8 protein-coding genes and 3 tRNA genes are annotated in these 12,732 nt (G+C 37.3%); 6 read left to right on the plus strand and 5 right to left on the minus strand.

Annotated features, from left to right (window positions below; translation table 11 throughout):
- Window positions 1–94 precede the first annotated feature (94 nt).
- Together AOB46_RS19990 and AOB46_RS19995 are read left to right on the plus strand one after the other, a co-directional pair.
- Window positions 95–4,006, plus strand: coding sequence for a response regulator (locus AOB46_RS19990; RefSeq protein ID WP_062702709.1), 3,912 nt, complete (start codon window positions 95–97; stop codon window positions 4,004–4,006).
- Window positions 4,007–4,153: 147 nt separating this feature from the next.
- Window positions 4,154–4,849 (plus strand): hypothetical protein, encoded by a 696-nt coding sequence (locus AOB46_RS19995; protein WP_062702711.1) that lies wholly within the window; start codon window positions 4,154–4,156, stop codon window positions 4,847–4,849.
- A gap of 333 nt (window positions 4,850–5,182) precedes the next feature.
- Here the strand turns inward: AOB46_RS19995 and AOB46_RS20000 are convergent.
- From AOB46_RS20000 to AOB46_RS20010, 3 genes are all read right to left on the minus strand, one after another.
- A tRNA-Arg gene (locus AOB46_RS20000) sits at window positions 5,183–5,256 on the minus strand.
- A 40-nt stretch (window positions 5,257–5,296) separates the two neighbouring features.
- Window positions 5,297–5,371: transfer RNA gene (locus tag AOB46_RS20005), tRNA-Pro, on the minus strand.
- 14 nt (window positions 5,372–5,385) lie between these two features.
- Window positions 5,386–5,470: transfer RNA gene (locus AOB46_RS20010), tRNA-Ser, on the minus strand.
- Window positions 5,471–5,605: 135 nt separating this feature from the next.
- On the opposite strand from AOB46_RS20010, the gene AOB46_RS20015 reads away from it, so the two are divergent.
- The 4 genes from AOB46_RS20015 (at window position 5,606) to AOB46_RS20030 (ending at window position 10,188) form a co-directional block, all read left to right on the plus strand.
- Complete coding sequence (locus AOB46_RS20015) at window positions 5,606–6,631, plus strand: N-acetylmuramoyl-L-alanine amidase (RefSeq protein ID WP_062702713.1); 1,026 nt, start codon at window positions 5,606–5,608, stop codon at window positions 6,629–6,631.
- A 70-nt stretch (window positions 6,632–6,701) separates the two neighbouring features.
- Window positions 6,702–8,102 (plus strand): aspartate ammonia-lyase, encoded by a 1,401-nt coding sequence (gene aspA / locus AOB46_RS20020; protein WP_062702715.1) that lies wholly within the window; start codon window positions 6,702–6,704, stop codon window positions 8,100–8,102.
- A gap of 77 nt (window positions 8,103–8,179) precedes the next feature.
- Window positions 8,180–9,034 carry a glycosyltransferase family 2 protein gene (locus tag AOB46_RS20025; protein ID WP_062702717.1) on the plus strand — a complete coding sequence of 285 codons (855 nt, stop codon included), beginning with the start codon at window positions 8,180–8,182 and terminating at the stop codon, window positions 9,032–9,034.
- Between the two features lie 113 nt (window positions 9,035–9,147).
- The gene (locus AOB46_RS20030) at window positions 9,148–10,188 is read left to right on the plus strand and encodes a hypothetical protein (protein ID WP_062702719.1); all 1,041 of its coding nucleotides are present in this window, start codon (window positions 9,148–9,150) and stop codon (window positions 10,186–10,188) included.
- Here AOB46_RS20030 and AOB46_RS20035 read toward each other — a convergent pair.
- Both AOB46_RS20035 and AOB46_RS20040 read right to left on the minus strand, forming a co-directional pair.
- On the minus strand, window positions 10,181–11,680 hold the full coding sequence (locus AOB46_RS20035) for a lipopolysaccharide biosynthesis protein (RefSeq protein ID WP_062702721.1): 1,500 nt from the start codon (window positions 11,678–11,680) through the stop codon (window positions 10,181–10,183). The genes AOB46_RS20030 and AOB46_RS20035 overlap by 8 nt on opposite strands.
- A gap of 9 nt (window positions 11,681–11,689) precedes the next feature.
- Window positions 11,690–12,484 (minus strand): FkbM family methyltransferase, encoded by a 795-nt coding sequence (locus AOB46_RS20040; protein ID WP_062702723.1) that lies wholly within the window; start codon window positions 12,482–12,484, stop codon window positions 11,690–11,692.
- Window positions 12,485–12,732: the final 248 nt, after the last annotated feature.

The raw sequence follows: 12,732 nt of genomic DNA on the forward strand, positions 1-12,732 counted from the left end.
TTAATTGGATTTATTGGGGATGTTATTCGGAATAATTTTTTTATAATAAAATTTTATCTATATTTAACATAAAACAAAATAATAGGTAAATACTATGTGGAATTATCCAGTTCCTGGTAATGAAAAGGATAGAGTTAAAAAACTGGAACAATTTGATCTTCTGAATCTGCCGAAGGATCCTCAATTGGATATTTTTGCAGAAACTGCTTGCCTGGTTGCAGATTGTCCCAGTTCGCTTGTTGCTATAATGGAAAGCCAGGTTCAGACCGTACAGAGCTGTATCGGAATATCTCTGGATACCGTAGAGCGGAAAAATACGCTTTGTCAGTATTCCATTGCGAGTGGTGATGTTGTGGTTATTAATGATACTTTGAAGGATGGCAGATCTTCTTCCAATTCAATCATTCTCGAAAGTGGAATCCGTTTTTATGCCGGTATACCGCTGACAGATGATGAGGGTTTTACACTGGGAACCCTTTGTGTTATTGATTATAAGCCCAAGAGTATTTCAGAAAACCAGATTGTAACTCTTAAAAAAATAGGAGAGGCTGTTACAAAATTTTTCATGAACAAAAGGAAAAATATCCAGGCCGAATACTTCCGGCAAACCTTTGATATTTCCAATAATCTGATCTGTGTTCTCGATAGCGAATTTATCATTAAAGAAATGAATCCTGCCTTTGAAAGAATTTTTGGAGTGCCTAAAAAACAGGGGATTCGTCAGAATTTTTTAACGATTCTGGGAGAACAGAATGCCGAATTGCAGCTCAAATTAAAAAACTTTGTGCAGACTGATGAAGAATTGGCATTTACGACATCAACAAAGATTGAAAATGCTGCTCCTGTCATTGTAGAATGGTACCTGAAAAAAAATCAGAATCATGCTGAAATTTTTTGTTTTGGCATCAATATTACCCAGCATATTGAAGAAAAACTTCATCTGGAAAGCTCTGAGCGGCGTTTCAGGAGCTTCTTTGAAAATGCTATCGGCTTGATGAGCATGCATGATATGGAAGGGAATATTCTTGAAGTGAATGAAAAAGGAAGAGAAATTCTGCATTATTCTGCGGAAGAAGTAAACAGACTGAATCTGAAAGATCTCGTGCCTGAGCAAAACTGGCCTTTGCTGGAGCAATATCTGCAGCGCATCAGCCGGAATAAGGAAGATTTCGGAACAATGATCCTCAAATCAAAAGAAGGCGAAGAGCTGGTCTGGATGTACCATAATCTTGTGGAAATTAATAAGGACGGAAAACCTTATATAATTAGTACAGCTCTGAACGTTACCGAACGAATAACTTTGGAAAGAGATCTTCTGTATGCCAAGAAAATGCTTGAGCAGACGAGTTCAGTTGCCCAAGTAGGAGGTTGGGAAATTAATCTTAAAAATAATTCTGTATTCTGGTCGAAAACAACAAAAGAAATTCATAAAATAGATCAGGAATTCCAGCCGGATTTTGAAAATGCGCTTGGCTTTTACAAAGAGAAGGACAGGCAAAAAGTTGAATTTTTATTCAACAGAGCCGTTTCAGAAGGTATCCCTTACGATGAAGAGCTTCAGCTTGTCCGCAATGACGGGGTCACTATCTGGGTAAGGGTAAAAGGTATTCCCGAGTTTGAAAACGGTTCCTGTAAAAGGGTTTTTGGGATCATCCAGGATATAGATGCTTTCAAAAATATTTATCTGGAACTTGCGAAGAAAGAAGCAATGATGCAGTCTTTTGCAACATATGTTCCCGTTGCTGTGGCAATGTTTGATAAGGATCTTAACTATCTTTCAGTAAGTTCTAGTTGGAAAGAAGAGTTCAATATGAATAATATGAAGTTGCTGGGAGAGAATATCTTTACTGTTTCTCCCAATGTTCCTCAAGAAAGAAAAACTATTTACAAAAACGCGTTACAGGGTAAGATCTATAAAAATGAAGACTTTGCCATTGAAGTTTTACATAAAGAAGGTATCCAGCATTACAACCTGGAAGTAGGACCGTGGTATCTTTCTGATGGAGTGATAGGTGGTATAATAGTCTCCGTACAGAATATTACCAACTCTATAAAGACTAATGAAGAGCTTAAAAAAGCAAAGAAAATGGCAGATATTGCAAGCAAAGCAAAGTCAGAATTTCTTGCTAACATGAGCCATGAAATCCGCACACCTCTGAATGGAGTTATCGGATTTTCAGATCTTCTTCTAAAAACCCCACTTAATGAAATACAGACCCAATATCTTAATTATATCAATGAATCCGGAGAAAACCTCCTTATGATTATTAATGATATTCTTGATTTTTCTAAAATAGAATCTGGTAAAATGGAGCTTCTCATTGAAAGATCCAGTGTATACGATGTGGTAAGCCAGGTAATCAATGTGATTCTTTACCAGTCACAGAAAAAAAATGTTGAACTGCTGCTCAATATCGAACAGGGCCTGCCGAAAACACTTTGGCTTGATGAGACAAGGCTGAAGCAGATTCTTATCAATCTTTTGGGAAATGCCGTGAAATTCACGCAACAGGGTGAAATTGAGCTTAAGGTAGAAAAACGGAATATCACCGATAAAAATATATCATTACGATTTTCTGTAAGAGATACGGGAATTGGCATTCCGTTTGAAAAGCAGCAGCATATTTTTGATGCTTTTACACAGGAAAACAGCTCTATCAGCAAACGCTATGGCGGAACCGGCCTCGGGCTTACGATATCGAACAATATTTTAGGGTATATGGGAAGCCATCTTTCGCTGAATAGCTCACCCGGAGAAGGATCTGTATTTTTCTTTGATATTGATGTCCCTTATGAAATATCCCAGGTTAGTGAAGATGAAGAACTGACAATAGAGAAAGTTCTTATTGTTGATGATAACGAGGCAAACAGAGTGATTCTTCAGCACATGCTGGCTTATAAAAACATTGAATCAAAACTGGCCGCCAACGGAATGGAAGCCCTACAGATTTTATTGGCAGGAGAACATTTTGATGTTATTCTAATGGACTATCATATGCCGGTTATTTCCGGGTTGGAAACGATCGAAAAAATTAAGGAGCTGTTCAATCAGAAAAATGAAACTTCACCGCTGGTAATTCTTCATACTTCTTCGGAAGAACATGATGTGATCAATTCTTTTTGTCAGGACGAAAACTCATATTTTCTTTTAAAGCCGATAAAATCAAAAGAGCTTTATCAGACTTTGAAACGTGCGGTACAGCATAATATAAAAGAAATTCCCGTAGCTGCAGCTGCAGGGCAGGAAAGGGAAACTTATGTATTTCCGCCGGATCTTCATGTTTTACTTGTTGATGATAACCCTGTGAATATGGTTCTTAACAATAAAATGATAAGATCCCTGATCCCTGATGTACAGCTTACGGAGGCGGTAAATGGACTGGAAGCTTTGAAACAATGTGAAAATAAACGTTTTTCAATGGTATTGATGGATGTTCAAATGCCTGTAATGGACGGTATAGAAGCCACAAAGCAGATCCGTCAGCTTCCTGGATATGGAGATATTCCGATTATTGGAGTCACAGCAGGAAATATAATTGGTGAAAAGGAAAAATGCATCATGTCCGGAATGAATGATTTTCTTCCGAAGCCCTTAAGACAGTTAGATCTTCTGGAAATGCTTAAGAAATATATCTCCGGCAGCAATGTAGAAAGCAGAAACAGTGTAAAAACGGAAAAACATCTTGATCTGAAACTTCTTAATGATCAAATAGGGGATGATGATGAAGATTTTAGGAGCATGTTTCTCAATCTGGTTGTGCAGCAGCTTTCCGAGGCCGAAAACAATATAAAAAAGGCAGCCGCTGAAGAAAATGCAGCCGATTTGAAAAAAATTCTCCACAAGCTGAAAGGGACTGCCGGAACATCCGGACTGATAAAACTCGCAGAAACTGCTTTATATTGGGAAAATAAAGTAGACGAAACTACGGATTTCTCACCCTTACAATATGAAATAACAGATGATATATCAATTGGATTAAACTTAATAAAAGGTTTAATAAAATAAAAAAAACAAAAACTATGTTGATTCTGATCACTGATGACGATGAATTGATTCTAAAAACGATAGAACACAAATTATTAAAAGAATGACATGAGGTATCCCTATCCGAAATGGCAAAGAAGCTATTGAAACTTTAAAACATAACCCATTATGGATAATTTACAGAAAATAAAAATATTATACAGCTTACCTGAAGAAGAATATTTTGGTTTCTCTGAAAAAGAAGTGTCAATACTTGAGGAAAAATTACACACTGCATTGCCCGGAGAGCTCAAAAATTATTATCTGACTTTAGGAGAAAATGAAAACATCAACTATTCCTATAACAGGCTTTTAAAACCTGCAAATGAAGTCGGTTTTTCAGAAGATAGGTATTTAATGATTTTTGAAGAAAATCAGGCAGTGGTTTCCTGGGGAATAAAAGAGGATGATTTAAAATTAGACAATCCCCCGGTTTGGGGAAATTCGGGAACGGAAGAAAACCCTGACTGGTATTTAGAAGCAACTACTACTACAAATTTCTTTTTACTTATGGCTGTCTATAATGGAACATTTGGCGGCTTAAAATATAATGCCAACTATTTTGGTGAAGTTGAGCCGGAAATTATACGACTGATCAATGAAAACTGGACTTTAGTAAAGGAGATTTCTTACGAAAAGCAGAAAGTGTATACACGGGAATATTGTGACGTCGTAAGCCTTTCATTAGACGATGAGGGTAATTGCTCTGCTATATTTATTGGAACAGGTTCTCAGGAACGTTTTGATACAATTTTAAATAGTATTGATGTTGACTGGTCTTATACTTCTTATGAAGATGAAGACTGCGCTGATGAATGGGAATGAGAAGATGAATAGATTTCCAAAATTGAAAAAAAATGATATACTATTATCTGGCAATACTATTAAAGTTGATGATGAAGAAATAGCAGCTACATTGGACTTGCTGTATCTCATATCAAAAAAATTAAAAAACAGAAAAAAGACACTATAACCCTAAGGAGATTTCGAATTTCCGAAAAGACTCTAGGAGATATATTGAGGCTCTTCTAGATAATTTTAAACAAATAATAGAAGAATTTTGGCTTCAAAAATAGAACTCTGAATATCCCAATTGTAAAAGTTTTGTCCAGATATTGGGCATAAAAAAAGAGACAACTATCAAATAGTTGTCTCTTGTGAGCGCGAAAGGATTCGAACCTTTGACCGTCTGCTTAGAAGGCAGATGCTCTATCCAGCTGAGCTACGCACCCTAAATAAATTCCTTCTGCCTAATAAAATAAGCTTTAAATGTCGGGGCGGCAGGATTCGAACCTGCGACCTCCTGGTCCCAAACCAGGCGCGATGACCGGACTACGCTACGCCCCGAATATATAGAAGAGCGGAGGGTAAGGGATTCGAACCCTTGCGACACTTTCGCGTCGACAGTTTAGCAAACTGCTCCGTTAACCACTCCGGCAACCCTCCTTTTTGTTTGTTTTTTAATGACCGCTGTTCCGTTATTGCGAGTGCAAATATAGAACAGATTTCTTTATTTACCAAATAATTTTCAAGAAAAATTTACGTATTTTTGAGGTAATAAATCATTAAAAAACTAAACTGATGCGTAAAACATTATATATCATCGGATTAAGCACTTTTGTTTTTTCATGTACTTCTCAGCAAAATGTGAAAAAAAGTTCTTACCAGCCGAAAACCCCCGTAGTACAGGCAAAACCGCCCGTTAAAACTCCGGCTCCAGAACCTCCGAAACCTAAAATTACAAACGAACACGGAGTAGAGTTTTTTACAACCAATTTAGCAGATCCGGCAAAAAATGATAATACGGCCAGCTATGGTTCCATTGTTTCCGCAAAACCTGCAGGATATAAAGTTGTAAAAACATATTTTCCCGCTATTGCACAAAACTTCAGACAACGTTACCTTATTCTGCATTATACAGCCCTTCCGGATGATAAGTCTATTTCCGTGCTTACCCAACAGGCAGTAAGCTCCCATTATCTGGTGAACAATACCGGGGATAATGAAATTTATCAGCTGGTAGATGAAAACAAACGTTCCTATCATGCCGGAGTAAGTGCATGGAGAAATGATAAGAATCTGAATGATACTTCAATCGGTATTGAAATTGTTAATACAGGCTTTACTACAGACGCAACAGGTAAAAGAGTATTTGTTCCTTTCAGTGATGAACAGGTAAAAAAAGTAGCCGCTTTGGCTAAAGATATTGTTACGAGATATCAGATCCCGGCAACAAATGTTTTGGCACACGCAGATATTGCTCCTACAAGAAAACAGGATCCGGGGCCTATGTTCCCATGGAAGAAACTATATGATGAATATCAGATAGGAATGTGGTATGATGAAGCTGCAAAACAGAATTTCCTTACCCAGGCACAGGCAGATCTGGCGGCTAAATATAACGATGCTTCATTTATCTTTGGAATTCAGACAGCCCTACAGAAGTTCGGGTATGGACTGGAATTCAGCGGAAAGTGGGATGATGCTACCAAAAAAACAATAGAAGCCTTCCAGTACCATTTCCGTCCGCAGAATTATGACGGGATCATGGATGCCGAAACATGGGCAATACTTCAGGCTTTAATTCAAAAATATCCAACAAAATAATGTATATAAAGCGCATCGGTTAGATGCGTTTTTGTTATATTTAAAAATTAAAAAAGTTAAAACATCTGTAATGGAAAATTTCAGAAAAGAGAGTGACCTGCTGGGAGAACTGAACGTGCCGGCAGACGCTTATTATGGAGTTCAGACCCAAAGAGCAATTGACAATTTCAAAATCTCAGGACAACTTCTGTCTTCATATCCGGATTTTATCAAAGGATTGGCTTTCGTGAAAAAAGCAGCAGCCAAAACCAATTACGAGTTGGGTCTGCTGGATGAAAACCTGTATTTCAGAATAGCAGAAGCCTGTGATGAAATTATAGCAGGAAAATACCACGAACAGTTTCCTGTAGATATGATCCAGGGAGGTGCAGGTACTTCAGTAAATATGAATGCCAATGAGGTAATTGCGAATATTGTGCTGGAAAAGCTGGGTAGAAATAAAGGGGAATACGAATTCTGTTCTCCTAATGATCATATCAACCTTTCTCAGTCTACCAATGATGCTTATCCTACAGCAATTAAAATGGGACTGCTTCAGATGAATGCAGGTCTGGTTAACAGGCTTGAAAAGATCGTGGAAGCTTTCCGCGCCAAAGGAAAAGAATTCCAGGATGTTATCAAAATGGGCCGTACCCAGCTTCAGGATGCTGTTCCTATGACTTTAGGGCAGGAATTCGAGGCTTTTGCCGCAACTTTGGAAGAAGATATTTCCAAGCTGAATAACAATGCAGAACTTTTCGTAGAGGTGAATATGGGGGCAACTGCCATCGGAACAGGACTTAATGCTCCGGTAGGTTATGCTACGCTTTGTGCAAAAAATCTGGCCAGAATTACAGGTTTCCCTGTTGTTTCCGCACCGGATCTTGTTGAGGCAACACCTGATACAGGTTCCTATGTAATTTATTCCTCTGCAATGAAGCGTCTGGCAGTAAAGCTGTCCAAAATATGTAACGATTTGAGATTGCTTTCCTCAGGCCCGAGAGCCGGATTATTTGAGATTAATCTTCCTCCAATGCAGCCGGGATCTTCAATCATGCCGGGTAAAGTAAATCCTGTTATTCCGGAAGTCGTAAACCAGGTATGCTTTAAAGTAATAGGAAATGACCTCACAGTAACCTTTGCAGCAGAAGCCGGACAATTGCAGCTTAACGTAATGGAGCCGGTACTTTCCCACGCCATTATGGAAAACATTCACTTCCTTTGTAACGCACTGGATACCTTGCGTGAAAAATGCGTAGTAGGAATTACCGCCAATAAAGAAGTCTGCCTCAATATGGTAAAACACAGCATCGGTATTGTAACTGCACTTAACCCATACATCGGATACAAACAGTCTACAGCTATTGCTAAAGAAGCTCTGGAAACAGGGAAAAGCGTGTACAACCTTGTTTTAGAGAAAGGAATTCTTTCCCAGGAAAAACTGGATGAAATCCTGGATCCTAAAAATATGCTGAAACCGCATAACAAATAAAAAACAATCCATAAGTGATAAATGATGGCCACCGGTTATATCATTTATCACTTATTTTTAGTACTTATCATATCATCTTGAGGTTTTTAATTATAATTCCTGCCCATAACGAGGAAGAAAATCTTCCCTTTACACTGGATTCTTTACAGCAGCAAAGTTTTAAAGATTTTAAAGTTGTGATCGTTAATGACGGTTCGGTAGACCGTACTCCGGAAATCATCAGAAAATATACAGATAACGATTCGCGCTTTCAGACAATCAACCTTCAGAAATCAGCCCATCAGCCCGGATCTAAAGTTGTTAATGCCTTTAAAAACGGATTGCAGACCCAGAATACAGAAGAATTTGAGATCATCTGCAAATTTGATGCGGATATTATTCTTCCTGAAAAGTATCTGGAAACCGTAGAAAAATCCTTCAGAGAAAATCCTGAATATGGGCTTGTAGGAGGTTTGTTATACATAGAAAAAGAAGGAACCTGGGTGTATGAAGGAAACTCCAATAAGCATCATGTAAGAGGCCCAATGAAAGCCTATCGAAGAGAATGCTTTCTTCAGATGGGAGGCTTAAGAGAAACTTTAGGCTGGGATAATATCGATTCTATCCTGCTGGAAAACCTGGGCTGGAAAGAAGTAGTACTGCCCGGGCTTCATGTAAAACTGATTAAAGTAAAAGGAGCAGATTACACCATCAGGCCCGCAGAGTATTACGGCCGGTATTTTTATTTTTTAGGACTAAACAGATTTCTTGCCTATATTGCTGCCTCTAAAGAAGCCGTAAAAAGCCGATCCATTCCTTTTTTCTTCAAAATTACCGGAGCCTATGAAAGTTGCAGGTCCCAGAAGCTTGAACTCAAGCTTTCCAATGAAGAGAAAAAAGCAGTCAACAATCAGCGTTGGAAAATGCTGAAGAAAAAATGGCTTAAAATGTAGAAACCAAAATTTGAAATTAATACCTAATATATCCGGTAGAAATGGACTTTAATCCGTTCAAAACAAAAATAAAAACCCAACAGCTTTAGCCAAAAACTCCCCTCTGTATACCAGTGAAAAAAATAGCCTACATTGAAATAGATACCCACGCGGAAATTGCGCAGGCTTTCATGAACATCATGAGAGATTCATCAGATTTTGCAGTAGATTATTATTTTTCAGAAAGAATCAGGAATAGGGTTGAAGAGAATGGTGAAAATGTGTTTTTGTCAGACAGCTCTATGATTCTGGACCAGCTGGGTTCAGAAAAATATGATCTCATTATGATCGGAACGGTTCACCGGTATTTTAATACTTTTCAGGCGGTAGTTCAGAAATATAATGCTGTGGCCATTGTTCATAATATTAACTTTTCACAATCTTCAAAATGGTCTTTGTTGAAAAGTATTTTCAAAGCAGATATTATTTACAGGATAAAGCTTTGGTGGAAGGAAGGACTGTTGAACTCTTCAAAAGTATATCAGAAAGCAAAAAAGCTGTTGGTTCTGGATGAAGAGCTGTCCTCGGATTGTCGTCTGTTCCTGCCTCTTTTTTATGCTGAAGTTTCTGAAAAAACAGATAACAGTCATGCAGTCATCGTAATTCCGGGAGGAGTTTCTCAAAAAAGAAGAGATTACAACCATATTTTTAGTGTTATTCAGAACCTGAAAGTTCAGGAGAAATATGAATTTGTTTTCCTTGGGAAAGCTCAGGATAACGAACTGAAACAACTTGAAAAATTATCTGGAAATCTTCCTGAAAATATTACTGTTCAGTATTTTCCGGACAGGGTTTCCAATGAGGATTTTGAAAAATGGATGCAGAAAGCAGATGTTTTATGGTGTCCGATTCAGCAGAAAACAGAATTTTTCAGCATTGAAGAAATCTATGGAATAACAAAAATGACCGGAAACCTGGGAGACGCTATAACCTACGGGAAAATGGCTGTTTTCCCGGAAAATTACGCTTCAGGGCTTGAATTTATCATCCCGGAAAAGCAGGATATAATCAGCCGGTTCACAGAAATAAAAAATATTCAGTTCGACTTTCAGAAAACCTACAATAAAAATTCCGTTCTTAAAAGATTAGAAAGTGTCCTGAAAAGCCTTATTTAAACTTGAAAATACTTTTAATGAACTTCATATTCAGATAATCTTCGATCGGGAAAATTTTGGTGAAATAATTTCCGATATAGATCAGAATCAGGACAACAGCAGGCTTATAAATCAGATTGATGAAATTACTGCTGAAATTCGGAAGAACAATAGCGACTGTAATAGCCAGTGTGCAAATAATAGAAACAAAAATCATTTCAATGCTAAGCGGCGAAACCTTGAATACAATATAGTTGAAAATGATTTTAACAACATTGTAAGTTGTAAGGGAAATGGCTGTAGACAGGGCGATTCCGATAAGTTTCAGCTCTGTATATTTGATGAAATAATAATTCAGTCCAATCGTTAATCCGGCCAGTAAAAGCATAACCAGGATATTGAATCTGTAATACTTTGAAAGAGAAATAATGTTCCCGTTGAAGCCGGTGGCGAGGTCCAGTAAAACAGCAGATCCCCAGATCCATACTACCGGTTCGTATTCCCTCAGCATCGTCCCGTTTTTCGGCATAAATTGTGTCAGATAAGGAAAACCTACCATGATACAGGAGAATAATACAGCGCCAAGAAAATACAATGTAAGCGACGTTTTTTTATGGAATTTGTCAAGAGCTTCCATATCACCGTCAGCAAGGTTTTTACTGATGATAGGGGCAGAAATGTTAAACAGTCCCAGCTGTGGAATAGAAATCAGTGAAATTAAAGCATATAAAACAGAATAAATTCCGTTTTCCTCCATTCCCATAAACTCTCCGATCATAAAGCTGTTGATGGCCAGATAATTTCCAAAAGTTCCTAAAAAGCCAAAAAAACAATAATTGAGAAATTCTTTCCAGAAATTGTCTTTCTTAAAATAGCTCGTGTCAAGATCAAAATGTATCTTGTCAAGCTTATTGGTGTAATAAACGTATCCTAGAAGCATTAAGGCAAACATTCCGAAAAAGAATATAAAGGCAATCCGCTGCGAAAGAACCTGTCCGTATTGTAAATAGGTAAAATAAGAAAACAGAAGGAATGCTCCCAGATTCGCTATTTTCGGGAAAAGATTATCAAAAATATTGGAAACTACAATTCTCTTATAGTTGGATACATATTTATTGAAAATAGCACAGAGGGATAAAACCAGAATTAAAGGCAGGATAATTTCTTTGATTTTCCAGGCTTCCGAATGAAGAAATTTTGGATAAAAATAAGGGATGACAAAAAATACAACAGAAAAAATAAGGAAATTAATCAATATTGTAACGAGGGATAAAGACAGCATATTTTGGTTTTTGCCGTCTTTTTGTAAAGAATTAAAGTACTTTACATTCGCATAGGAAATTCCAAAAACGACAAACGGAACAAGCATCTCCGCAGTCTGCATGCTGTAGCGTAGCTTTCCGTAAAATTCAAAATCGCTCGGAAAAATGAAAATGGCAGATACCGTACCCAGTAAAAAACCAATATAACCTATGATGGAATATTTGAAGCCTTGTCTCGCTACTACACTCATAATGTCTTATTAATGATTTTTAGGGATGAAAATAATATTGTTGATATAGCTCGTTTTGTTTTTTTCATCATGGGTATTTTGCAGCAGAATCTCTTCCGTAAGAATTTCCAGCTGAAAGGTATCCCTGTTAAGGTACCGGGCTTCATAGCCCCAGCTTTTTACTTCAGAAATATCATTCCAGATTGGAGTTTCGTGATGTCTCTGTTCCATTTCTACCATCAGGGTAGGGTAAAACTGCCGGATGATTTCCTTCGCTCCGGAAAGAGTTCTCATTTCATTTCCTTCTACATCTATTTTAATGAAATCCAGCCTGTTGAAGTGTTCTATCGCAGCCCAGTCGTCCAGCTTCAGAACCTTTACTTTCTCAGTGTAGCTTTTCTCTTCGCCTTTTTCTTTATAAGATGTATTTAATGTTCCGCGGGAAGCAATCATTTTGCCATTGATGACCGGAACCTTAAATTCTGCGGTAGTATTTTCATCAGAAAGAGCCAGGGGTAGTACCCGCATGGTCGGAAACAATCTTTTTAAACGGCGCCAGAGCTTTCTGTTCGGCTCAAAAGCATAAATGTTTTCAGAATTCAGCTTATCCTCCAACTGATAAAGAAAAGTTCCGACATTGGCACCAATGTCCAGTATTACGGCATTTTTGGAAAGGTATTCTTTAATCCATACCAATTCCGGTTCTACATTCCGCTCCGAAAAATTATCTTTAGTAAGATTGTTTAAGGTCTTAAAATATCTTTTCTTATAAAAATCCGGGCTTATATATTGTAGTTTTTCTGCAATTCTCTGGTATAAAGACATCCTTAATTGTTTGACGAAAAGCAAAGATAAGCAAAAATGTTAAACTAATGTTAAAAAATAACAAATATAACGAATTGATTATCAATTTATAAATTGAAAATTACTTTTTATAAAAAATTGAATTTTAAAAGATTGGACTTTTATGATAACCTGTCCGCTAAAAAAAATATTTTAGTCATGTAAATCTGAAAATACAATATAATTCCGTCTCAGGTCCCCGATAAACATTCTTTCTATTATTCCAGCTT

The organism is Chryseobacterium indologenes (genome assembly GCF_001295265.1).
Lineage (GTDB): Bacteria > Bacteroidota > Bacteroidia > Flavobacteriales > Weeksellaceae > Chryseobacterium > Chryseobacterium indologenes_A.

Coding starts and splice junctions, on each gene's coding strand:
- AOB46_RS19990 (WP_062702709.1), top strand. CDS start 95: ATGTGGAATTATCCAGTTCCTGGTAATGAAAAGGATAGAGTTAAAAAA.
- AOB46_RS19995 (WP_062702711.1), top strand. CDS start 4,154: ATGGATAATTTACAGAAAATAAAAATATTATACAGCTTACCTGAAGAA.
- AOB46_RS20015 (WP_062702713.1), top strand. CDS start 5,606: ATGCGTAAAACATTATATATCATCGGATTAAGCACTTTTGTTTTTTCA.
- aspA (WP_062702715.1), top strand. CDS start 6,702: ATGGAAAATTTCAGAAAAGAGAGTGACCTGCTGGGAGAACTGAACGTG.
- AOB46_RS20035 (WP_062702721.1), bottom strand. CDS start 11,680: ATGAGTGTAGTAGCGAGACAAGGCTTCAAATATTCCATCATAGGTTAT.
- AOB46_RS20040 (WP_062702723.1), bottom strand. CDS start 12,484: ATGTCTTTATACCAGAGAATTGCAGAAAAACTACAATATATAAGCCCG.